Source organism: Pseudomaricurvus sp. HS19 (assembly GCF_009857815.1).
Classification (GTDB): domain Bacteria; phylum Pseudomonadota; class Gammaproteobacteria; order Pseudomonadales; family Cellvibrionaceae; genus Pseudomaricurvus.
This window is the reverse complement of record NZ_WVVW01000001.1, coordinates 627,711-650,970: the sequence shown is the minus strand read 5'-3', so window position 1 is coordinate 650,970 and position 23,260 is coordinate 627,711. Positions and strand designations below refer to the sequence as shown.

General features: G+C 57.7%; 24 protein-coding genes. 10 read left to right on the top strand and 14 right to left on the bottom strand.

The genetic code is table 11. From position 1 onward, the window contains the following. Positions 1–134: 134 nt before the first annotated feature. The 3 genes from GSF27_RS18065 to GSF27_RS02805 form a co-directional block, all read right to left on the bottom strand. Positions 135–1,826 carry a nitroreductase family protein gene (locus GSF27_RS18065; RefSeq protein ID WP_202410243.1) on the bottom strand — a complete coding sequence of 564 codons (1,692 nt, stop codon included), beginning with the start codon at positions 1,824–1,826 and terminating at the stop codon, positions 135–137. A 37-nt stretch (positions 1,827–1,863) separates the two neighbouring features. Further along, a complete protein-coding gene (locus tag GSF27_RS02810) occupies positions 1,864–2,121 on the bottom strand; it encodes a nitrogen fixation protein NifZ (RefSeq protein WP_160965499.1) in 258 nt (85 codons plus the stop codon). Positions 2,122–2,222: 101 nt separating this feature from the next. Further along, positions 2,223–2,780 carry a hypothetical protein gene (locus GSF27_RS02805; protein WP_160965497.1) on the bottom strand — a complete coding sequence of 186 codons (558 nt, stop codon included), beginning with the start codon at positions 2,778–2,780 and terminating at the stop codon, positions 2,223–2,225. A gap of 467 nt (positions 2,781–3,247) precedes the next feature. On the opposite strand from GSF27_RS02805, the gene GSF27_RS02800 reads away from it, so the two are divergent. Both GSF27_RS02800 and GSF27_RS02795 read left to right on the top strand, forming a co-directional pair. Continuing rightward, the gene (locus GSF27_RS02800; RefSeq protein WP_160965495.1) at positions 3,248–3,550 is read left to right on the top strand and encodes an antibiotic biosynthesis monooxygenase; all 303 of its coding nucleotides are present in this window, start codon (positions 3,248–3,250) and stop codon (positions 3,548–3,550) included. A gap of 20 nt (positions 3,551–3,570) precedes the next feature. After that, a complete protein-coding gene (locus GSF27_RS02795; RefSeq protein ID WP_160965493.1) occupies positions 3,571–3,984 on the top strand; it encodes a DUF2750 domain-containing protein in 414 nt (137 codons plus the stop codon). Between the two features lie 256 nt (positions 3,985–4,240). Here GSF27_RS02795 and GSF27_RS02790 read toward each other — a convergent pair whose 3' ends face one another. The 9 genes from GSF27_RS02790 to nifL all read right to left on the bottom strand — a co-directional run bounded on the left by GSF27_RS02790 (position 4,241) and on the right by nifL (position 12,495). Beyond that, complete coding sequence (locus GSF27_RS02790; protein ID WP_160965491.1) at positions 4,241–4,990, bottom strand: dinitrogenase iron-molybdenum cofactor biosynthesis protein; 750 nt, start codon at positions 4,988–4,990, stop codon at positions 4,241–4,243. Positions 4,991–5,030: 40 nt separating this feature from the next. Next, a complete protein-coding gene (locus tag GSF27_RS02785) occupies positions 5,031–5,303 on the bottom strand; it encodes a BolA family protein (RefSeq protein ID WP_160965489.1) in 273 nt (90 codons plus the stop codon). A gap of 57 nt (positions 5,304–5,360) precedes the next feature. Then, the gene (gene grxD / locus GSF27_RS02780) at positions 5,361–5,678 is read right to left on the bottom strand and encodes a Grx4 family monothiol glutaredoxin (protein WP_160965487.1); all 318 of its coding nucleotides are present in this window, start codon (positions 5,676–5,678) and stop codon (positions 5,361–5,363) included. An 80-nt stretch (positions 5,679–5,758) separates the two neighbouring features. After that, on the bottom strand, positions 5,759–6,355 hold the full coding sequence (locus tag GSF27_RS02775; protein ID WP_160965485.1) for a nitrogen fixation protein NifQ: 597 nt from the start codon (positions 6,353–6,355) through the stop codon (positions 5,759–5,761). A 33-nt stretch (positions 6,356–6,388) separates the two neighbouring features. After that, positions 6,389–6,829 carry an ArsC/Spx/MgsR family protein gene (locus tag GSF27_RS02770; protein WP_160965483.1) on the bottom strand — a complete coding sequence of 147 codons (441 nt, stop codon included), beginning with the start codon at positions 6,827–6,829 and terminating at the stop codon, positions 6,389–6,391. A 72-nt stretch (positions 6,830–6,901) separates the two neighbouring features. After that, positions 6,902–7,180 carry a 4Fe-4S binding protein gene (locus GSF27_RS02765; RefSeq protein WP_160965481.1) on the bottom strand — a complete coding sequence of 93 codons (279 nt, stop codon included), beginning with the start codon at positions 7,178–7,180 and terminating at the stop codon, positions 6,902–6,904. A gap of 124 nt (positions 7,181–7,304) precedes the next feature. Next, positions 7,305–8,738 (bottom strand): nitrogenase cofactor biosynthesis protein NifB, encoded by a 1,434-nt coding sequence (gene nifB, locus GSF27_RS02760; protein WP_237457337.1) that lies wholly within the window; start codon positions 8,736–8,738, stop codon positions 7,305–7,307. Positions 8,739–9,266: 528 nt separating this feature from the next. Next, a complete protein-coding gene (gene nifA / locus GSF27_RS02755) occupies positions 9,267–10,874 on the bottom strand; it encodes a nif-specific transcriptional activator NifA (RefSeq protein ID WP_160965477.1) in 1,608 nt (535 codons plus the stop codon). 22 nt (positions 10,875–10,896) lie between these two features. After that, a complete protein-coding gene (nifL, locus tag GSF27_RS02750; protein ID WP_160965475.1) occupies positions 10,897–12,495 on the bottom strand; it encodes a nitrogen fixation negative regulator NifL in 1,599 nt (532 codons plus the stop codon). A gap of 424 nt (positions 12,496–12,919) precedes the next feature. Between nifL and rsxA the strand changes: the two genes are divergently transcribed. The 8 genes from rsxA (at position 12,920) to GSF27_RS02710 (ending at position 19,632) form a co-directional block, all read left to right on the top strand. Further along, complete coding sequence (gene rsxA, locus GSF27_RS02745; RefSeq protein ID WP_202410242.1) at positions 12,920–13,492, top strand: electron transport complex subunit RsxA; 573 nt, start codon at positions 12,920–12,922, stop codon at positions 13,490–13,492. A gap of 22 nt (positions 13,493–13,514) precedes the next feature. Beyond that, entirely contained in the window at positions 13,515–14,042 is a 528-nt protein-coding gene (locus tag GSF27_RS02740) for an RnfABCDGE type electron transport complex subunit B (RefSeq protein ID WP_160965473.1), read from the top strand. A 4-nt stretch (positions 14,043–14,046) separates the two neighbouring features. Further along, positions 14,047–15,555, top strand: a complete 1,509-nt coding sequence (gene rsxC, locus GSF27_RS02735; protein WP_160965471.1) for an electron transport complex subunit RsxC — start codon at positions 14,047–14,049, stop codon at positions 15,553–15,555. Beyond that, the gene (locus GSF27_RS02730; protein WP_160965469.1) at positions 15,552–16,640 is read left to right on the top strand and encodes an RnfABCDGE type electron transport complex subunit D; all 1,089 of its coding nucleotides are present in this window, start codon (positions 15,552–15,554) and stop codon (positions 16,638–16,640) included. The genes rsxC and GSF27_RS02730 overlap by 4 nt, the downstream gene beginning before the upstream one ends. A 38-nt stretch (positions 16,641–16,678) precedes the next feature. Further along, positions 16,679–17,401: an RnfABCDGE type electron transport complex subunit G gene (locus tag GSF27_RS02725; RefSeq protein ID WP_160965467.1), complete on the top strand. Its 723-nt coding sequence runs from the start codon at positions 16,679–16,681 to the stop codon at positions 17,399–17,401. Then, complete coding sequence (locus GSF27_RS02720; RefSeq protein ID WP_160965465.1) at positions 17,398–18,072, top strand: electron transport complex subunit E; 675 nt, start codon at positions 17,398–17,400, stop codon at positions 18,070–18,072. The genes GSF27_RS02725 and GSF27_RS02720 overlap by 4 nt, the downstream gene beginning before the upstream one ends. A gap of 20 nt (positions 18,073–18,092) precedes the next feature. After that, positions 18,093–18,359, top strand: coding sequence for an RnfH family protein (locus GSF27_RS02715; RefSeq protein ID WP_160965463.1), 267 nt, complete (start codon positions 18,093–18,095; stop codon positions 18,357–18,359). A 346-nt stretch (positions 18,360–18,705) separates the two neighbouring features. Further along, positions 18,706–19,632, top strand: a complete 927-nt coding sequence (locus tag GSF27_RS02710) for a DMT family transporter (protein WP_160965461.1) — start codon at positions 18,706–18,708, stop codon at positions 19,630–19,632. 41 nt (positions 19,633–19,673) lie between these two features. Here GSF27_RS02710 and GSF27_RS18060 read toward each other — a convergent pair whose 3' ends face one another. Both GSF27_RS18060 and katG read right to left on the bottom strand, forming a co-directional pair. Continuing rightward, positions 19,674–20,399: a DUF1294 domain-containing protein gene (locus tag GSF27_RS18060; protein WP_160965459.1), complete on the bottom strand. Its 726-nt coding sequence runs from the start codon at positions 20,397–20,399 to the stop codon at positions 19,674–19,676. Positions 20,400–20,919: 520 nt separating this feature from the next. Then, positions 20,920–23,076, bottom strand: a complete 2,157-nt coding sequence (gene katG / locus GSF27_RS02700) for a catalase/peroxidase HPI (RefSeq protein WP_160965457.1) — start codon at positions 23,074–23,076, stop codon at positions 20,920–20,922. Positions 23,077–23,260: the final 184 nt, after the last annotated feature.

Sequence of the window (23,260 nt, the reverse complement as noted above, 5' to 3'; positions counted from 1 at the left end):
GCAAGAAGCGCGCCGCGCAAAATCGCAAAACCAATAAATTTATTTTTGTTTTATTTCAATAGGTTACAAAGACCAAAACAAAAACAGCGGCCAGTGGCCGCTGTCGGGTTTATGACAAAACAATGACTCAGGTGTCAGGCGCTACGACGGCCATATGGCGGAAGTGTAACAATCCGCGCATCCTGTTTTGGCCCACCCACCGTGAAGTGATAAAAGCTTTGCAGGCGCTCATCACTGATGCCCAGGAGTTCGTGCACGGCGTCGTCAAAGAAGCAGCCAATACCCGTGCCGCGCAGCCCAATGGCTTCCGCTTCCAGGTAGAGCTGTTGGCCCAGGGCTCCGGCTTCGCGCATGCCCTCCCGATAGCGCCAGGGCTGAACCTCCACATGATCGAACTCGGCCAACATCGCCAGACTGAAAGCACTCTGTGCGGCAATTGGCTGATGACAACTGAGCTTACCGGCAGTGCGCTCTGCCTTGGCCTGCAACAAGAGGTAAAGCGGGAGGTGCTCAGGCGCCCCCGCCACCGACTGCCACAAAAACTCCTGGCGCAAGCAGCTGCGCATGGCGGATTCGCCGGCAGCGCTGCGCGGCAGCGCGTAGAGTCCTGGCGCCAGCCCGTCCACCCGGTGCACAAACAGCGCCAGGTGCAGATGCCCGGCCAACGGCAGTGCTTGCCACGGGCGGCTGTGCAGTCGCGGTAAGAGATGATCCAACAGGACGAAAAAATCCTCCGCAGCCAGCGAAGTCTCACCATCGAAGGCCTGCGCGGAGCGCCGCTGCCGAATAGCTTGCGGCAGTTTATCCCGATAGCGCCCTGAAATAGGCTGGGGCCATTGTGCCCCGGCCCGGGCTACGGCAGAAACTTCAGCAGTTTTTCGGAATACCTCCAGGTCCACCGCCGGTAGACGCCCCAGAAACTCCGCCTGCTGAATGACCGGCCATTTGTAGAAGTGACGATGATCAAGCACGGCGGCCTTACCGTACCACTGCCCCTTTGCCAGAGCTGATAACCAACTGGCCGGACTTAAAGCATCACCCTCACACACATCGCTGGGGATGATACGCAGCAGACAGTCGGCCTCCTCGCGTTCGCTGGCTATAAACTCCTCATTACGATCGGTTCCCAGCAAGTGATTCAGCATGCCGTCGTCCACCAGCAGCGGCTGCAAGCGCCAGCCGTTGAGAGCCGCGCCATAACTGAGTGCTGCCTGGGCATGCCCTACATCCAGCTGACAATAACGCCAGCCCCGTTCACCGTATTTCCAGGACTCACGCCAGCTGACACTGCTAAGACCGATCAGTAACTGTGGGCCGTCATCGGCCAGCGATGGCAAGTGACATCGCAGCTCAAGACTGTGGCAGTCAGCGCGATAGTGGTAGAGACCCGGCTGCAGTCCTTCAATGCCGGTTAACAGCAGATAGGCTTCTGTGGGATGGAGGTTGCCACTGGACGGATTAACGCGCAGCGACCAACGGGAGCCGCCATATTGCTTCCAGGCGCTAAGCGCCAGGGAGTACTCCAGCATCAGCGCGACACGAACAAGGGAGACGGCTGCAGGCGAACCATCAAGACTCGTCTCTATCGCCTGATCCAGGCCGGTATCGGGCAGATCTCCACTATCCAGCGGCGAGTCGATGCCAACCAGTGGTAATTGAACCAGCTCCGTCCCTTCAAAGCGGCGGAACGGATCGGGCTGGCGATCCCAGTCAATGGTTTCGGGACCACGGGCGTAGCCGCTGAAGTGGTGTTTGGTGCGTTGATGGTACTCCACCACGCTGGCAACGCTGTTTACGCTGGCCTCTTCGTTGACGATGTCATTCACAACTGTTCCAACGAGTTACAGGTTACTACGGTCAGGTTCAGGAGAGAGGATCGGGGCTTATCTCATCCGCCAGGCAAGCGACCGGAGGGCCGGAATTGCCGTCTTCCATGCGGAAACTGACGAGGAACAATTCAGTATCCGGCTCCAGTTCCACATAGCCGGTGTTAATCAGCATTCCCATGGTGCCCGGTTGTGCAAACACTTCACCGGGTTCACAACCAGGAACGGAACCGTCATTGATGATAGTGGTGGTTGCGTAGACCGCGTCACCTTTCTGCATTTCTCGGTGCTGCATGGTACTTCTCCTGCGTTTCATCCTGCGGAATGCGGCGGCAGCGGACATGCCGCTGCCGCCGGATCGCCGGTAACCGCAAAGCTACCGGCGGGTGGAGGGCCTTATACGGCTCCCCACAGCTCACGCTTCTGTGCAGTCACGTCTGACACCAGTTGCTCCATGGATTTAGCGGCACCCTTGGGCTTGTAGTCCTTCATCTCTTTGTAGACCGTAGCGATCTTGTCTGCTGGAGTCTGGCCTTTGAAGTCGCTCTTTTCCAGAGCCAGCTCATCAATGGCCTCGTTCCAGCAAACGCCCTGCACCAGCGGAATGATGGCGACTTTGGTAGCGCCCAGCTCATAAACAGCGCGCTCCTTGGCGTTAACTACAAACAACATGAACGCCAGATCATCCGCAAAATCACCGCTGAACTTCTCCAGCAATGTGGGCAGCATGGCCATGTCATCGAGACTGCCGATCAGCATGTGGACTTTTTCATCAGCCAGAATCACGCTGCCACGCAGGACCTCTTCCGGTGGATTAGGGTGCCCCTTGTCATCCAAACCGCCGTCAACGATGACCAGGTCACCGCGATAGCCGAACAGCCCGGCAGTGGAACTCTCTTCCAGGAAGTTGGTGTTGAACAGCAGGTTGTCAGTTTTGTAGGTATTGATAATCACAACTTTTCTCCATAGAACGAACGTAAAACCTTTTCGAAAAACTTTTCGTAATACCCCGGGTGCCCCGGCCAACTCTGTCGCAGATGCGACAACCTGTTCCGGGGTGTACCGGCCGGCCCTGTCGACTCAGCGACAAAGCTGCTCAGCCTGTCACTCTGAACTCGCGTGCCTCGTCATCCGCAACGACTCTCTGGGGTAGCTGTCGCAATCTCTGTGCCTGAAATTAACCTCATGATAAATAGTCTAATTATCAAATAGTTAACAGATATTTATAGAAATTGGATTAAGGTGATTGTCAGGTTTGGGACAGGTCTGGGAAACCCTTACAGGCGCCAAATTTGCAGCAAACATAACAATCCACTTATGGGTTGCCGACGGCCCTCTTCTTGCTAACTGTTACTACAATGATGTTAATGACACCCGGACAATCACCGTTGCCACTGACAAACAGGCTTGAGGAGAACACCATGTTTATTGCCATGAATCGCTTCCGGATCGCACCGGGCAAGGAAGAGGAGTTCATCGCCATCTGGAAGCAGCGCGATACCTTTCTGCAGGAGGTTCCGGGCTTTAAGGAATTCCACCTCTTACAGGGGCCCGGCAACGATGAATGCACCCTCTTCGCTTCCCATTCTGTGTGGGAGTCCGAAGACGCCTTCGCTGACTGGACTCACTCCGAGGCTTTCCGTAAGGCCCACGCCAATGCCGGCAGCAGTAAGGGCGTCTACCTGGGGCCACCCCAACTGGAATGCTTTACCGCCGTTATCTGACTAACCAGGAGCCGCAAACCATGCGTTATGCCCCCTACGAGACCGAAGTAAAAGAGCTGGGAGTGATGTCGGAATCCCAGTTACTGGAATATTTCCTGACCCGCGTCTTTGAAACCGAGGAAGTGTGGGGACTGGAAGACGATTGCGAGTGGGCCACTATTCAATTGGCGGCCCACTCTGCCATGCCCATCTGGCCCTACCAGCAATTGGCCAATAGCGCCGCATCCAACCTGCCCGCCGCCAATAACCTGCTGCCCACTGCAGAATCCCTGGAAGATTTTATGGATCACACCCTGCCCTCGCTAATTGAAGAGGATGTGATGCTGGCGGTAATGACTTCCGAAGAAAGCACTGGCTGCCTTGTATCCCCGCACCGTTTGCTGGATATTTTCACCGGTATGATGGAAAGCGGCACCTACTCACTGGACGCCTGATAACAGGCCACCTCTCCGCCGCCGCACGCTCCCCGGGGCACGCGGCGGAAATCCCTACTCTCATTTGCCCTGTAACCGGATCTGAACAGCGTTTGTCTTCCGGCACGCAAAAACAACAGGCAAAAAAAACGGCAGGCTCTGAACGGGACCTGCCGCAAAAGGGTTTGCCATTAAATTCGATGAATTAGAGACAAACTGAACGCGAACTTGAAATACTCTGTAGTGCAATTGCAGTGTTAATTGCAGAAACTCATTGTCAGGCGACGCTTTCGTCCAGGCTTTCATCCTGTGACTGCCCACGGCCGCTGAACTGCACCCGCTCTTCAGCGCCCACACCCATGATTTTCGCCAGCCACGGTGGTCGCTTGCCGCCCATCACCTTCTGCAAATCCACCAGTACATCCCGGGCCTCACCACCCTCGATCTTCTTGATTGGGTAGACACCCGCCCGGATTACCTTCGCCGCTGCCGGTCCGCCCACTGACACTACGTAGAGCACCTGGCAGTCACGGATAAGGTCCGCACGGAAACCGTTCCGGTCATCGGAAAAGTCCGCTTCCAGCGCCGATCGCACATCCACCAATCGGTAGTCGGTAGCGTTTACTTCATAGACCAGATAGCGGATACAGGAGCCAAAGTGACCGTTCAGGGTCTCACCACTGTTGGAAGAGACAGCCACCCGCACCGAATCCGGCAATGGTTCCGGCGCCTCGACGATGTCCGGCAGATTCTCCTCCTGCTCTTCGCCCCAGAGAATACGCACCGCTTCTTTCAGAGCTGGCAGCCCGATACCGATATCCTCACCGTCCTCCTCACCGTCGGCACTGGCAAACGCTGTCTTCAGGTCAGTCACAGTGACTGTTGTCAGGCTCTCCTCATCGAGGATACCCTCGATACGTTGATGCAGGATATCCAGCAGGGACCCAACGGTGACGCCAGGCAAGGTTCGCGCTGCCAGGGCAATCCGCAGGGCGGCTTCGCGACTCAGATTTGCTTGTTCAACCACTCAGCACCTCCGGTTTGGGTTGTTGTTACGCATCAGCTGCTTACAGTTGGAGCTGTGTCAGGCCCGGGGCCGCAGCACTGGCTGCCAGCTCCTCGGGGGTTTTGGCCTTGACGCTCAGGGCGTGCAATTCGCCACTGGCCAACAGTTCGGTAAAACCAGCCAGCACCAGCTGCTGGCGCTTGACCGGCAACATACCGGCAAACGTCGGACTCACCACCAGTACGGCAAAGTCGCAGTCCGCTCCCTGGGCTTCGATATCCACGGCGTCAGGCACAGCTTCACGCACCCGCGCAATAATCTCTTCAGCTTTCATGAGTTCTCCTTCTTGCTGACAGTGACCGCTTCCGGCCACTGTTTAACGGACTTCCGCTCAGGCCTCTGCGGCCTGGGCCAGCAATGGCTGCAGGGATCCGTCGGCTACCATATCCACAACAATATCGCTGCCGCCAATCAGTTCGCCATTTACAAACAGCTGCGGAAAGGTTGGCCAGCCTGAAATTTTTGGCAGGCGTTCACGGATAAAGGGGGACTGCAGTACGTTCACATAGGCCAGGTCCGTGCCAGTGCTTTTCAGCGCCGCTACCGCCTTGGCAGAAAAGCCGCACTCCGGTGCATCGGGTGTGCCTTTCATGTAGATCAGCACCCGGTTGTCGGCAATCTGCTTCTTGATGGTTTCTTCAGTAGACATAACATTTACTCCTCGGGGTACTGGTATGGCACCCTCTGTGGGCACCGTATTGTTTGTGTACAGGTTTCAGGCACACACCATCAGTTTTCGGGACCGAAACAGTCGTGCCATGCGGCGCAGGCTTCGCAGCTGGGGGAGCGACAGACAAAATGCCCACCCTCTTCACACAACTGGCGATAAAAAAACTTCTTCCACTTCATATCCGCGTTATTGCGGGCTGCCAGCTCGGGAAACGCCAGAGTAATCAGGTCAGAGAGCTGGCGACGATCGGTAAAGCCCAGGTCACGCCAGAGGTGGTCGCCCCCCATGCAACCGGCGGCCACAATCTCTGCCAGAGCGACTTCCAGCACATGGCGATGGGCACGATGTTGCATCAGTAACTCCCTCAGCTCCTGCCACTCGTCACGACGCATCTCCAGCAACTCTTCACGCAGCTCACCTTCTTCAGTGCCGCGGTCCAGTCCGTGAACATCGTGGGCAGATTGCAGGTAACGCTGCGACAGCCAGATAAAGTTCAACGGATAGAGTCCGAGGTGATTGGGCAGGCAACCATGGCCGGCACGCTGCTGCTGCCACAACAGGCGCAGGTAGTAGCTGTAGAGCACTTCGCTGTTCACCACGCCGGCAGCGTCTTGTTCCGCTGTTCGACCGTCCAATCCTGATACCGCAAGATTCATAATGATTTGTTTCCCATTCCACTCATTGCCGGCTTACAGCGCACGGGCCTGCACTTCCGGGCATGGCTTGTGGCTACTGGAACACCCTTCACCTGGCGTCCCCTCTTCTTCCGGCAGTCGCACCTGCAGGATCTGCTGTAAATCCTCCAGATCAAAGCCCACCATACAGTTGCCTTCACGCTCCAGCAGGGGACGGCGGATCAACAGGTGCTCATCCAGCAGCAGCGCAATGGCGCTGTCAGCGTCCAGTTCGGAGGGAACCACGACGCCGCTTTTGACGGCCGGCGCACTGGGATTAAACCACTCGCTGACCGGCAGCGGCCCCAGGAAGCGCAGCAGTTCGGTGGCACTCCAGTCGTGACGCAGGAGATTCTCTACCAGAAGTTCGTAGCCGGCCCTGCGCAACAGATCTTTCTGCTTCTTGTTGGTGAGGCAGCCTGATTTTTCGTAAAAGGTAATGGGTGCAGAGCTCATACCATCTCTTCCACTGTCGTCCATTGGCAGCACACCACCGGCGTACCGCTGCTCTTCACTGACAGTACTGCATCAGCGAGACTGAATTTCCTGCATGGCATCTTCCAGCAGTTCCGGCGGAATACCGGTAAGGGAGCCGTAGGGGTTTACGGGCATTCCGGAAGCATCCAGGATCGCCTGCTCAATCGGGCAGATACTGGCACATTGAGGATGGGCGTAGTCGCCCTCGCATTCGGTACACTTTTTAGTGTCAATCAGAAAATGGGGGCTTGACTGATAGATGGCGTCGCTGGGGCAGACGTCGTAGCAGGCCCAGCAGTTAACGCAGGAATCAACGATTGCTAATGACATGTTGTTCTCCTTTGTGGGGACGACCGATGAGTGACACCGGGATTGCTATTCTGGCTCAGGTAAGCCGGCACCCACCCTGTGGGTGCCGGCTTTAACTGCGGTTGTAGCCTTTATGGCATCGCTATCAGGCGCTGGCAGTCTGGGATACCGCAGCTTCAGGCTGGGGCTCCTCCAACTTGCCTTCGGCGGCCATCTCCTGATAGACGGCCAGTACCGCTTCCTCAATCGGCTCCATGGCGTGCTCACCATTGGGCACGATGCCGGCTTCCTCCAGAAGCGACCAGGGCTCATAACCAATCTTCGAGCAGAGCACCGCCTCACAACCTTTCAGGGCGCGAATGCTGCCAGCCAACGCCGACTCTTTCTCACCGCAGCTGTCGTTACCGATACAGTACTGGTCTACCTTGCGGTGACTGATAAAGCGCACGCCGGCAGGTGAAGCTTCGTAGATCAGGAACTCGGTGGCGTGACCAAAGTGCTGGTTGATCAGGCCGCCGCCGCTGGTAGCCACCGCCATCAGGGCCGGACGGGTATTGGCTTGCGGGGTTGCGTCGTTGGCTGAGACGGAAACCGCGGCCAGGCGACGCTTCTTCTCCTGCTTTTCGTGCAGTTCTTCCATGATGCCTTCGTGTACCACCTTGCGGGTCTGCATGGCAGCGTCATAGTCAATGTTCATCTGCTCGATCTTGTCGATGGTGAACTCCTCACCACGATCTTCACCCAGCAGGCCAACGGCATCGGCACGACACTGACGGCAGTGGCGCATCATGTTCATGTCACCGGCACACTCGTCCTGCAGGTCTTGCAGTTCCTCAGGCTCCGGACCACGCTGCCCCATGAGACCGTAGAAGGTTCCATGCTCAGGCTCGGAGATCAGCGGCATAACGTTGTGCAGGAAAGCGCCTTTCTCTTTAACGATGCGGCTCACTTCCTTCAGGTGCTGGTCGTTCACACCGGGAATCATCACGGAGTTAACCTTCACCAGGATGCCGCGATCCACCAGCATCTGCAGACCCTTCTGCTGCTGCTCGATCAGGATTTCAGCACCACGACGGCCACGGATACGGCGGTTGTTCCAGTAGATCCACGGATAGATCTGGGCACCGATGTCAGGATCGACAGTGTTGATGGTGATGGTGACGTGATCGATGTTGTGCTTGGCCAGTTCATCCACGCTCTCTGGCAGCGCCAGGCCGTTTGTGGAAACACACAGTTTGATGTCCGGGGCCTCTTCGGAGAGACGGCGGAAGGTTTCAAAGGTGCGCTCGGGGTTGGCCAGGGGATCGCCGGGACCGGCGATGCCCAGCACGGTCATTTGCGGGATGTTGGCAGCAACGGCCTTGGTTTTCATCACGGCCTGGTCAGGAGTCAGCAGCTCTGACACCACACCCGGGCGGGATTCATTGGAACAGTCGTACTTGCGATTGCAGTAGTGACACTGGATGTTACAGGCAGGTGCCACTGCCACGTGCATACGCGCAAAGTAGTGATGCGCCTCTTCGGAATAGCAGGGGTGGTTTTCAACTTTCTCTCTGATGCTGTCTGGCAGGTGAGACATCTGATCATCGGTCGTGCCGCATGAACCGGTGGAGCAGCCTCCCGCGGCGGCAGCAGCCGCGTCGTTGTTTTGATCTAGCACCGTTAGCTCCATAGCGAGAACTCCTGTCTGGTCCCCCGTTAGGGCGGATGAGTAAATGGTGTCGTGGGGAATCCACTTCTTCGCAGAATACTGTTGCAATGGCTGTGCCCAATATTTAAGTCATTGTTTTTATTGGATTTTATGGTTTTGTAGCAGCGATTTTGTACGCTTTAACACAAGCCTTTGTGGTGGCGTTTGTGTTTTAGATGACAGTTGCCGGAAGCAGAAACGACACCGCTGCAAGGCTCGTGGTCAGGGGCCTCAGTACCGCCAGCCGGTTACAACAGTGGCAACGCGCGATCATCCGGATACCGCCCGGGACGCTGTTCGCCTTTTACAGCGATACCAGCAGAAGAAAAGCTGGCGAAGGGAGACAGGCGTGTTGTGAAGCGAGGAAAAAAGAGAAGGCCCGGAACCCTGTCCGGGCTCCGGGCAGAGGTGGGATGATCAGATTTTGCGAACGTTAATCTTCATGGTCTGGATACGGTAGGCTATCTGCCGCGGTGTCATACCCAACAACCGCGCGGCCTTGGCCTGCACCCAACCGGCCTGCTCCAGCGCCGCAATGACCCTCTCCCGTTCGTCCAGGTCAGGATCGTCCATGTCCGGCGATGGGCGCGCCACCACCGGAGCACTGACACTGCTGCTGCCCACCGAAGGCACCGCCACGTTGTGTACACCGTTGAGGCTTATAACATCTGTGTCGATGACGCCCTCCTCACTCATTACGGCAGCACGCTCCAGGCAGTTCTCCAGTTCCCGCACGTTACCGGGCCAGTCGTAACTCATCATCATGCGCACGGCATTATCGGTAAGCCGCAACTCCCGGCCCTGGTGCCGGGAGAGTTTTTCCACCAGGAACCGGGATAGCTCCGGCAGGTCGGCGAGGCGATCACGCAACGGAGGAATTCGAATAGCCATGACGTTGAGGCGGTAGTAGAGGTCCTCCCGGAACTTGCCCTTCTCTACTTCGTCCTCCAGGTTCCTGTTGGTGGCTGCCACAATCCTCACATCCACACTGATGGTCTGGGTCCCGCCGACCCGCTCCAGCTCACCCTCCTGCAACACCCGCAGCAGCTTGGCCTGGAACATCGGGGAGATCTCACCGATCTCATCGAGAAACAAGGTACCGCCGTCAGCCTGCTCAAAACGTCCCTTGCGCTGCTTCACCGCGCCGGTAAAGGCCCCTTTCTCGTGACCGAAAAGTTCCGACTCCAGCAGGTTTTCCGGCAGCGAGGCGCAATTCAGCTTCACAAAGCGCTTGTGAGCCCGGGGTGAGTTGTAATGAATGGCACTGGCGATAAGCTCTTTACCGGTACCGGATTCACCCAGCACCAGCACCGTACTATCCCACTTGGCCACACGGCGCACCTGGTCGAATACCCGGCGCATGTTGTCCGTATGTCCGACCACCATGTTGTCGAAGCCGTACTGGCCACGCACCTCGCGCCGCAGTTCGTCCCGCTCACTGGCGAGAGTCTGGCCACGCTCCACGTTCACCAGCAACCGACAGGTCTGTGACAACTGGTCAGCCACAGCCTTGAGGAACGCGGTTCGCTCCGGCAGGTAGTCGTCCGCAGGCACGTCCGGCTGTGCCGCCAGCACACCAATAGCAGAGCCATCGATGTCGCGGATGGGAACACCGATAAACGGCAGCTCCATTTCGTAAAGTGCCAGCTTGTCCAGGAAGCGAGGTTCCGAGGAGATGCGTCCCAGGACAATGGGCTGATTGTGTTGCAGGATACGGCCCACGATCCCCTCACCCACCTGGTAGCGGGTGCTGTGCGAGGCCTTGATCACCGCTTCGGAATCGGTGTAAACCGCGCCCACCTGCAAGATGGTATGTTCAGGGTCGGCAAGGGTGACTATGCCGTGAAGCAGTCCGGCTTCATCGTGCAGGACCTTGAGGATTTCACTCAGGCTCTCTTCGATATTGGTAACCCGACAGAGAATATGAGCGGATGTACACAGGGCTCTGAACTGGCGATCAACCACTTCCGAACGGCTCGTTGCCCCCACACTGTACCGGCTGGTAGAACTGAACGTATCGATCATTGGCAAATACCCGAATCGGACTTCATACGTTGGTCAAAGGCAGCTGCACGATAATGCGACAGCCCTGCTTGTAGTCAGTATCAATAAAGACACTGCCCAGGTGGTCAGCGACCACCTCCTGCACCATTGACAGTCCCATGCCGCGGAAGCCCGACGGAGTGGTCTTGGTACTGTAAAACGGCTGAAAGACCCGGAAAATATCCTGCTCCGGAATACCCGGGCCGGTATCGGCTATTTCTATTTCCAGCAGCTCTTTGGTGGCGCTGGTGACGATGTGCAAATCACGTTGACGGATTTCACGTGCACTCATGGCTTCGATGGCGTTGTCCACCAGCTGTTTGAACATGCTGCGCAGGCGACGCTCCTGCCCTGCCAGTGAAGGCAGGTGTAATGAAGGCTTCCAGTTGATGGTAATGCCCTGGCAGAGCAGCTGGTCAGTACAGAGCGACAGCACCTCACGAATGATCTGGTTGATGTTGATCGACTGCTTTGATTCATCCAGCGGCGGCGGCAGGGAGTCGATCAGGTTGTCGAGCGCTGCCTGCCCGGCTTCCAGCGCCTCTTCGGCAGCAGACAACACCAGGTCGTCCTTATCACCCCGCGCCGCACGACGCTTGAGTGTGCTTACCGCTGCGGCAATCAGGTTGACCGGTCCCTGCAACTGGTGAATGGCGCCATTGACGGTTTCCCGCATACCCTGCACCAGGTTCTCTTCGGCCATTAATGCCTTCAGGGTATTAAGATGCATCTCCTCCTGATGTCGGCGGAAATCCGAGATATCGTTGATCATCAGCAGCATGTAGTGGCTGATGTCCTGTTCAAAGAAGGCGTCAGGGCTCTCCTGGGCGATCTCGATGGTGGTACCGAAGCAGGAGAAGTGCCGGGGGCGACCATCACCACGATCCATGGTGATCTCTTTGCTGTTGAAGTGACTGCGCTCGCCCTTGAGGCGTTCGAAATGCCCCTCCAGCTGGCGGGTGAGCATACCCAGGAAGGCGCTGTTGCCACCGGCTGCAAAATCCTGGGCAAGGCGTTCAAAGCCCTGGTTCTGCATCACGATTTTCTCGTCTGCATCCAGCAGCACCATGGCCGCCGGCACGGAGTTGATCATGGATTCCATCATCAGCTTCTGGTTCAGCACCCGCTGTTGCAGCTGATGTACTTCCGTGCCATCGCGATGCATGCCAAGGAAATAGACCGTCTCGCCCAGTTCGTTAATCACCGGCGCCACGGTCAACTCGGCCAGGTAGAGCTGACCGTCCTTGCGACGATTGACCAGCATCCCGGTCCAGGGCTTCTGTTGCGCCAGGCGCCCCCAGAGTGCCTGGTAGACAATGCGCGGCGTGGTGTGATTGGAAAGGATGGATTCGTTTTTACCGACAACCTCACTGTCCGCGTAACCGGTAACCTGGGTAAAGGAGCGGTTGGCGTAGAGGATATTGGCTTTAAGGTCGGTGATCGAAATGGCGACCGGACAGTGTTCAACCGCCTGAAAGAAGACTTCTTCCGACAGGTTGCTATCCTTCAAGTGCAGTCCCGCATTGATCATCGCCTGGTGCGTAGCACTGTCGGCCGCCACCGACAGTGACGAGGCATCGCTGGAACTTTTACTTTGGGACATAAAGAATCCTCTGCTGGGAGCTCGGATGGTTTTAGAGGAGCCGCGTCTTCCGGGAGGGAAGCGCTAACCGCCATCAGACGAGGTGCAATTAGTGCGCCAGCTACAAAATCCCCCCATTCCTATCAGAAAACCGCCATTGTCAGACAATTTTGTCGCATGTCAGACAAGGGCAATTTTTCTCCCCGAAGCCGTTTTGTAGCAAACACGACAATTCTGCACCCTTTGCCATTCGGATGCGCTGACTGGTGAGCTCCGGTATTTGATCTGGATCAAACCTTGTCGCAAACAATCCAATGGCATGCTAAATGCACCTGCCCTTTCGTGAGAACGCGCTTTGTTACAAACGCGTCAGCGGGAAATTTTGCCAGCAGCAATCCCGCCCAGGCACCCCGGGTACATACCCGAAAACACGACGGAAGCGGTTATGGAATATGTCATGTTGTTAGGCAGCACCGTGTTGGTAAACAACATCGTGCTGGCGAAATTTCTGGGACTCTGTCCCCTGATGGGGGTCTCCAACAAATTGAGCTCTGCCGTCGGCATGGGCATCGCTACCGCCTTTGTACTGACCCTGTCCGCCTTCAGTGGCTGGTTGATTGAGACCTGGGTACTGGTGCCCCTGAACATCGAATTCCTGCGCATCCTCTGCTTTATTCTTATCATCGCCGCCATTGTGCAGTTTACGGAGCTGGTGATGCGCAAACTGAGCCCGGTGCTGCATCGCTCCCTGGGCATCTTCCTTCCTCTGATTACCACCAACTGTGCCGTTCTGGGTGTCGCCCTGCTTAACGTCCGGGAAAAACACGACCTGGCCCAGAGCCTGGTCTACGGCCTCGGCTGTGCCATCGGTTTCACCCTGGTGATGATCATTTTTGCCGGGATCCGCGAGCGTCTGGCCATTGCCGATGTGCCAGAGACCTTCGCCGGCACCCCGGTGGGGCTGGTGACAGCCGGACTGCTGTCACTGGTATTCATGGGCTTCAGCGGCATGCTGTAAAACCGAACGACGAGGTAGCGTAATGTTCACAGCCACTCTGGTTCTCACTGCTCTTGGATTCAGCCTCGGCGGGCTGCTCGGCTACGCCGCCAAGCTGATCAGCGTCGGTGAAGAGAATTCCGTCAGCGATGAAATCGAAGCCATGCTGCCCGGCAGTCAGTGCGGGCAGTGCGGGTTCCCCGGTTGCAGGCCAGCCGCCGAGGCCATTGCCAGCGGCGAGGCCGACGTGACCTGCTGCCCGCCCGGGGGGCGCTCACTGGTGGAATCCCTGGCCGACCTGCTGGGTATCGACATTAACAGCATTGGCGCCACTGCCGCCCCCATGCTGGCGCGCATCGACGAGAGTCTCTGCACCGGCTGTACCCGCTGTTACAAGGTATGCCCGACTGACGCCATCGTCGGTGCCACCAAACAGATTCACGCCGTCATCAACCGCGCCTGTACCGGCTGCTCGAAGTGTCTGGATGCCTGCCCTGAAGACTGTATCTCCCTGAGCCCGGAAGCCGTGGACCTCAACTCCTGGCACTGGCCCAAGCCACAACTGGTGTAACGCTATGTTTGGATTTTCACGCATTCGCGGCGGTGTACACCCCGAGTCCCATAAAGAGGATTCGGCGGGTAAACCCATTGTCACCGATCTGCCGCTGCCAAAGCGTCTCTACCTGCCCCTGTTCCAGCAGGCAGGCGCCATGGCCCTGCCACTGGTGAAGCCCGGCGACAAGGTCCTCAAGGGCCAGCAGCTGGCCATAACCGGTGAAGGCCTCTCCGCCAACCTGCACGCCCCCACCTCCGGCACCATTATCGGCGTCGAAGAGATCATTGCCCCGCACCCATCCGGCCTCAACTCCGCAGCCATCGTGCTGGAAAGTGACGGAGAGGACCGCTGGATGGAGCTGCCGGATGAGTCTGATCCCTTTCAGCGCTCCCCCGAAGAGCTTGCCAGCGAAGTGGAAAGGGCCGGTATTGTTGGACTGGGTGGCGCTATTTTCCCCTCCGCCATCAAGTTACGTCAGGGACGCCGCTTTGAGATCAAAACCCTGATCATTAATGGCGGTGAATGCGAGCCCTACCTCACCACCGACGACCAGCTGATGCGCGAGCGCGCCGCCGAGGTGGTGGAAGGCGCCCGCCTGATCCAGCACATCATCGAAGCCTACGAAACCGTTATCGGTATTGAAGACAACAAACCGGAAGCCATCGCCGCCATGCGCGAGGCAGCCGCACCCTATGGCAAGGTACGGGTGGAAGTGGTACCCGCCCTCTACCCCATGGGCTCCGCCAAGCAGCTGATCAAGGCGATTACCGGGCTGGAAGTACCCGCCGGTGGCCGCAGTAATGACCTGGGTGTGCTGGTGCACAACGTCGCCACCGCCTACGCCATCCAGCAGACCCTGCGCTATGGTAAACCCCTCATCTCCCGGGTACTGACCCTCGCCGGTGGCAGCCTCAACGAGGCCCGCAATGTGGAGGCCCTGTTCGGCACACCCATCCAGCACCTTATCGACCACTGTGGTGGTATCAGCAGCCAACCGGCACGACTGGTTATGGGCGGTCCCATGATGGGCCAGCAACTGCCAGCCGCCACGGTGCCGGTGATGAAAGGCACCTCCGGGGTGCTGGCGCTGACGCAGAAAGAAGTAAACGACAAAACCCCCTCCAACTGTATTCGCTGCAGTCGCTGTGTGCAGGTCTGCCCCATGGGCCTGGTGCCCCTGGAAATGGCCAAGCACGCCAAGGCAGATAACTTTGAGGAAGCCAGCAGCTATGGCCTGCGGGACTGCATCCTCTGTGGCTCCTGTTCCTACGTCTGCCCATCCCGCATTCCGCTGGTGAACTACTTCGAATACGCCAAGGGCGAGATGAAACAGCGACGCGTGGCAGAGCACAAGCTCGCCTACACCCAGCAGCTGACAGCGCGGCGCAGTGAGCGGGTTGAGCGGGAGGCGGAAGCCAAACGCGCCGCCAAGGCCGCAAAGAAGAAACGTGCCAAAGCACCTAAAGCCGAGGCGGCCAGCACTCCCGAACCAGCGACCACCAGCGACACCGCGGAGAAAGAGTCATGACCCAGGATACCAGCTCCGCGCCACTTACCATGGTCGCCCCCCACACCCACGACCGCTCCTCGGTGGAGCGCATCATGCTGCAGGTTTGCCTGGCACTGACACCCGCCACCCTTTTCGGCCTGTGGCAATTCGGCTGGCCCGCGGCCATGTTGTGGCTACTCACCTGCGTCAGTGCGGTTGCCACTGAAGTGCTCTGCCTGTGGCTGCGTCGCAAGCCTTTGCACCACTCCGTAGACCTCTCCGCCCTGCTGACCGGCTGGCTGCTGGCACTCTCCCTGCCGCCCTGGGCCCCCTGGTGGATCGGGGTCGGTGGTTCGTTTTTCGCGATTGCCGTGGGCAAACACCTCTACGGCGGTATTGGCCAGAATATCTTCAACCCCGCCATGCTGGCCCGGATCGCGCTGCTGGTCTCCTTCCCGGTCCAGATGACCACCTGGCCCTTGGCCGGCCAGCACACGCCGGACTTCATCACCTCACTGGGCATTATCTTCCAGGGAATGCCAATGCCGGATGGCACCACGGGAGCCACCATCCTCGGTGAGTTGAAAACCGCCTACAGCGGTGACGCCACCGTCACCAGCATTACCGACGCCCACTTCTTCTGGCTCGATGCCGGCCTCGGCTTCACTGCCGGCAGCCTCGGCGAGACCTCTGCCCTGCTGATCCTGGCCGGCGGTATCTGGCTGCTGGCGCTGAGGATTATCAGCTGGCACATCCCTGTGGCCATGCTGCTGTCACTGTTGCTGGTGTCGGCCTTTTTTAACGCGGTTGATCCCGGCCGCTACGCCGGACCCATGGTACACCTGCTCAGCGGCGGCACCTTGCTCGGTGCGTTTTTCATCGCCACCGATTACGTCACTTCACCCTCCTCCAACAGCGGCCGCCTCTGGTTTGGCGCCTGCTGCGGGGTGCTGGTGTTTGCCATCCGCAGCTGGGGCGGATTCCCCGAAGGCGTGGGTTTCGCCGTTCTGTTTATGAATGCCCTCACGCCGCTGCTGGATCGCTACTGCAAACCGCGAGCCTATGGCCGCAACGTGGCAGGCAAGGCGCTGAAGGTGCGCAACACTACACGACGCATCAAGTGAATTGCGTCCCTGAATTCTGAAGGCAAAAGGGTTTTGAGATGGCAACAGTAGCAAGTCCCAGTTACCGCCAACGTGTCAGCTATCACGCCGGCCTGCTGGCTGGTATCTGCTGTTTGGTGAGTATGTTGCTGCTCATCGGCAATATGGAGAGCGAGGAGATCATCAGTGATCACCTGGAAGCCGACAAGCAATTCCTGCTCGGTCAGGTATTACCCGCCGCGCTTTACGACAATGCCCCACTTCGCGAGATCGAAGTGCTGGACAACATCAATGGCTTCACCAAACCGGTGGAAATCGCACCCGCCATGCTGGCCGGACAGCTGAGTGCCGTGGTGCTGCAGAGCAGTGTCGGCGGTTGGGGTGACAACATTCAATTTATTATTGCGGCCGACAAACAGGGCAACATCACCGGTGTGCGGGTGATCTCCCACAAGGAGACCCCCGGTCTGGCTGACGGTATCGAGCTGGACAAGAGCGACTGGATCACCCGCTTTAACGGTCACTCGCTGCAATCCCTTAGCCCCTCGCAGTGGGCAGTAAAGAAGGATGGCGGTGAATTCGATCAGTTTACCGGCGCCACCATTACCCCGCGGGCCATGGTCAACGGTGTTCACCGCGCGCTGGAAGTTATGGCTGAATGGCAGCAACAACAGCTGGCCAGCCAACCACCCCGGGAGCAGGAACAGCAACAGCCTCCTGCAGCTGCACCGGCAACTGCCGCACCCACTGCAGTGGAGCATCAGCAAGGAGTAAACCCATGAGTCAGAGTTACCGACAGATATTTGGCGATGGCCTCTGGAACAACAACGTCGCCATGGGACAAATGCTGGCCCTCTGCCCGCTGCTTGCAGTGACCACCACCGCCACCAACGGACTCGGTATGGGATTGGCCTCCATGGTGGTACTGCTGTTGACCAACGTCATCATTTCGTCGATTCGCGGCATCATTACACCCCAAGTGCGCATCCCGGTATTGATCGTGCTGATTGCCACGGTGGTGACACTGGTGGATATGGCCATCAATGCACTGCTGCACCCGCTCTATAAAGTGCTGGGGCTGTTTATCGCCCTTATCGTGACCAACTGCGCCATCCTCGGACGGGCCGAAAGCTTTGCCGCCAAAAACGGTGTACGCCTGGCCGCCGCCGACGCATTAGCCATGGGGCTGGGCTTTACCTGGGTACTGATCGTGATCGGCGGTATGCGCGAGATCCTCGGCAGCGGCACTCTCTTTTCCCACGCATCACTGCTGCTGGGTGACTCCTTCGCCTGGCTGGAAATTACAGTTATCCCCAACTACTCCGGCATCCTGCTGTCGGTACTGCCACCCGGCGCCTTTATCGCCCTGGGTTTACTGATCGCCTTCAAGCGCGTGGTGGATCGCCGTCTCAAGTCCGGCAATACCGAACAGCTGGTTGTACCCACCCTCTAATCTGACAAGGAGAGCAAAACGTGAAAGTCAGTGTTGCCTACGCCGGTCCCCTGCATCAGTCCTGGGTCGAACTGGAAGCCGAGAATGACGCCACCATTGAGCAGGTAATTCAGTGCAGCGGCCTGCTGGAAAAATTTCCCGAGATCGACCTCGGGCAAAACAAGGTGGGCGTATACGGTAAGGTGACTCCCCTTTCTGCCTCCCTTCAGGACGGTGACCGGGTAGAAATTTATCGCCGCATCACCCGGGTACTGGATGAAGATGACGACGATGATGATGACGATTGAGCCTCACCACTGACGCATAATTCCCCGCAGCACCAATTTCCTGAATTAGTGCTTGCCGCCAACAAAGCTGATCCCCTATAGTGTCGCTTCCGCCGCAGAAACCTGTGGCGTTTTTATTTTTCAGCAATCCAGAAAGACTGACTAAAAGCTATGAACCCGGTATTCGCCGCCAACATGATTCACGACCTGCGCCTGTGTGCCAAGCGCTGGTTTGTCTCCTGTGCGGCCGGAAAATACTGAGTTATTACACTGAATTTTCCAAAGGCCGCAGACATTTATCTGCGGCCTTTTTCGTTTCAGGGCGCCGATAAATTCCTCGACTTTGGATCAACCTGAGGATTTTCACATGTTGGTGCGTTTGGCCTACCTGGTGGTCATTATGATCTGGGCCACCACCCCACTTGCCATCAAGCTTGGCAGCGAAACACTGGCTCCGGTTGCCGGATTAACCCTGCGTATGGCGCTGGCCCTCGCGGTGGGCTGCGTGGTGTCCACCGTTTGTGGCTTCACCAGCCTGGCGTTGCGTCGCAACTGGAAACTCTATTTCGCCGCCTCCATCAGCATCTTTCCCAATATGGTGTTGGTGTACCAGGCGGCACAGTACCTGCCCTCGGGATTGATCTCGCTGATGTTTGGCCTGACGCCGTTTTTTACCGCCGTACTGGCCAGACCCATCCTGGGTGAGGACCTGTTACAGCCGCGTAAATTGCTGGCGATAGGCATGGCGGTAGTGGGCCTGGTGGTTATCCTGCAGGACAATGTACTGATTGCCTCCGAGGGGGCCCTGTTTGGCTTCGGCCTGATGCTGCTCTCTAATGTGCTGTTTTCCGGCAGTGCCCTGTGGGTCAAAAAGCTCAATGCCACCATCACAGTGACACCGTTCGAGCAGTCGCTGGGGGCCATGGCTTTTTCCTTGCCGGGCCTGGCGCTGTTCTGGGTCTATGGCACTGGCATCGAACCGCTGACGTTTACCGCCACCTCATTGGGGTCACTGCTCTATTTGGCACTGATCGCGTCGCTGGTTGGCTTTGCGGCCTATTACTACATCCTGCAGCACATGTCCGTGGACACGGTGGCACTGGTACCATTGATTACGCCGGTACTGGCCATCTGCATCGGGGTGATATTTCTGGGGGAAAGCGCCTCCTGGACGCTGTTGATAGGCAGTGCGATGGTACTGTTGGCGTTGGCGGTTCATCAGGGCTTGTTGTCAAAACCCGCCCTGAAGCCGGCAACTGAACTGGTATCACCAGTGCCGGAAGCCAAGAGTTGAAGCAAAAGACTACTCCCGGGCCACTTGAACCGGGAGTAGTGTCAATCCGGTTGTGACCAGCGAATGTAATTGCGCTCCTTAGGTACCCACTCCATCCACTGGCCCATAAAACGCTGACCCTGATCGGTAAGCGTCCAGCCAAACGCGGCGCAGTTCAGTAGTACTGTGACCCAGAAGACGGTTCGGAATGGCTGTTTGCGGGACTTGTGCCGCAAGATTCTTCGCGCCAACAACGCACCCGGCCAACCACCTGCCAGTGACCACACATGCAGGAGATCTTCCGGTGTGCGCCAGCGATTAGCTTTTGCCGCAGCCTTGTCGTCGGCATAGATAAACCAGGTTACGATCGACAGGAGCAGATACACCACCAAAATCCACAACGGGATTTTATCCAGTGCCACCGCAGCCATGACACCCCCCAGGAACAGAAGCACAATCGCAAACGCACTTGTATGCGAAGTCCCCTTCTTACGACCTTTATGCCCAGACGTTCGGGAGGGCACCTTCGGCACCTGCTTACTTTGACCTTTCCCCTGACTGCGCGAGTCTGACGCCAGTAACACCGATGGCACGGCTACGGTTGCCTGCAACCTGCCTTGCTTGTCCTTAGCGGACTCAAACACCAATAGCTGTCCCACCTGTGGCCGTGCCCCCTGGCCACGGAATGCTTTGATATGCAGGAACACCTTGTCCCCGCCCAACGATGGCTCAATAAAACCAAAACCTCTGTCGTCATCCCACGAGGTTAACTTACCCTTTTGCTTCACGCCCGATTACTCTCCGCTGGCCAAACCCGGCTACCGTCCACAGGTGCGGCTATCCGGCCGATTACGCCAATAGTTATGGGCAATGATTCTAGTTGTTTTAACCGCCTGACAATACCGCCCTGGCGCCAAAAATGTGACCACCGGGACAACAATCCTTACCCCGTCGTTGCGAGGAGCGTTTTTCAGCGCCAAAAGTAGGGGCCTTAAGCCACGAAGCAACCCATGTCCGGCACCACATCGGCCAACCCGTGCCAGACCTGGATCGCCACGCTTCGCTCGCGATGACAATGGTGTTCAGCTTCAGCCGGCTGGAGATCGTTGGGCTGATCTCCACCCCTACCCCGTCGTTGCGAGGAGCGTTTTTCAGCGCCAAAAGTAGGGGCCTTAAGCCACGAAGCAACCCATGTCTGGCACCACACTGGATAACCCGAGCCACACATGGATCGCCACGCTCCGCTCGCGATGACGGTAGTGGGATTTATCCGACGCCATAGCCACCAGACGATGGCTATGGCGTTCATCAGGCCAGATCGAAGCGATCCGAATTCATCACCTTGGTCCAGGCCGCAACAAAGTCATGTACAAACTTCTCCTTGTTGTCATCCTGGGCATAAACTTCCGCGTAGGCACGCAGAATCGAGTTAGAGCCAAATACCAGGTCCGCACGGGTCGCAGTCCACTTGACCTGATCGGTCTTGCGATCACGGATTTCGTAGAGGTTCTCCCCGGCAGGCTTCCAGGTGTAACTCATGTCGGTGAGGTTAACGAAAAAGTCATTGCTGAGGGCACCGACATTATCGGTGAACACACCGTGCTTGCTACCACCATGGTTGGTGCCCAGAACCCGCATGCCACCCACCAATACGGTCATCTCATGGGCAGTCAGTCCCAGCAATTGGGTCTGGTCCAGCATCAGCTCTTCAGCAGTGACCACATAGCTGCCCTTCAGCCAGTTGCGATAGGCATCGTGAAGCGGCTCAAGCACGGCAAAGGATACAGCGTCGGTCATATCATCGCTGGCATCGCCGCGACCGGGCGAGAATGGAACCGACACGCTGACACCTGCAGCCTTGGCAGCCTGCTCCACACCGACGTTGCCGGCCAGCACAATCACGTCCGCCACACTGGCGCCGCTACCAGCAGCGATGCCTTCCAGTACTGGCAGCACCCGCGCCAGACGCTCAGGTTCATTACCTTCCCAATCCTTCAGCGGTGCCAGACGAATACGGGCACCGTTGGCGCCGCCGCGTTTGTCAGAATCCCGGTAGGTCCGGGCACTGTCCCATGCGGTGGCGACCATGTCACTGACGCTGAGGCCACTGGCCGCGATTTTGTCTTTTACGTTCTGTACATCGTAACCCGTATTACCAGCCACCACCGGGTCTTGCCAGATCAGGTCTTCGCCAGGCACATCAGGGCCGATGTAGCGCACCTTGGGTCCCATATCGCGGTGGGTCAACTTGAACCAGGCGCGGGCAAACACCTCAGAGAAATAGGCTGGATCCTTATAAAAGCGCTCGGAAATCCTGCGATACTCCGGATCCATTTTCATGGCCATGTCGGCATCGGTCATGATCGGGTTACGGCGCGTGGTCAGGTCTTCCGCGTCGACGGGCTTGAGCTCGTCTTTCATATCCACCGGCTCCCACTGCCAGGCGCCTGCCGGACTCTTTTTCAGCTCCCACTCGTGGTTCAGCAGCAGTTCGAAGTAGCCGTTATCCCACTGCGTCGGGTTGGTGGTCCAGGCGCCCTCAAGCCCACTGGTAACTGCATCGCCACCGATTCCCCGCTTGGTTTTGTTGAGCCAGCCGAAACCCTGGTCCTCCAGCTCACCACCTTCCGGGGCCGGGCCCAGCAGGTCGGCGTCGCCGTTACCGTGGGCCTTACCAACGGTATGACCACCAGCTGTCAAGGCTACAGTCTCCTCGTCGTTCATGGCCATGCGTTCGAAAGTCACACGCACGTCGTGGGCGGTTTTGAGCGGGTCGGGCTTGCCATCCACACCTTCAGGATTCACATAGATAAGACCCATCATGACCGCCGCCAGCGGGTTTTGCAGGTCGCGCTCGCCTGAGTAACGGGTACCTTCACTGCCGGTGGGCGCCAGCCACTCTTTCTCAGAGCCCCAGTAGATGTCTTTTTCCGGGTGCCAGATGTCTTCCCGGCCGAAACCAAAACCGAAGGTTTTCAGGCCCATGGACTCATAGGCCATGGTACCGGCGTAGGCGATCAGGTCAGCCCAGCTCAGCTTGTTGCCGTACTTCTTTTTGATGGGCCACAACAGACGGCGGGCTTTATCCAGGTTGCCGTTATCGGGCCAGGAGTTGAGGGGAGCAAAACGCTGGTTGCCCGTGCCGGCACCACCACGCCCGTCTGCCACACGGTAGGTACCCGCCGCGTGCCAGGTCATGCGGATCATCAGGCCACCATAGTGCCCCCAGTCTGCGGGCCACCACTCCTGACTGTCAGTCATCAACGCCAGCAGGTCCTTTTTCAGCGCCGCGAAGTCCAGCGTTTTCACCGCTTCCCGGTAGTTAAACGATTCACCCATGGGATCAGTTTTACGATCGTGCTGATGCAGGATGTCGAGGTTCAGCGCCCTGGGCCACCACTCCATCACGGATGATCCCGATTCGGTGTTGGCGCCATGCATTACCGGGCATTTACCTTCAGACATAGTTACTCTCCTTGGCCGTCGTTATTTAGTAGTAACGGAAATGTGCAGGAGGATTATCCAACCACTGCACAGAGGTCAGTATAGACACCGTGAGCTGAGCGCATAATCAATTACAACTACCGATCTGGAAGACTGTGACTATGACAGCGAAAGATTGGGCGTTTTGGGGATGACTCAGGTGGCC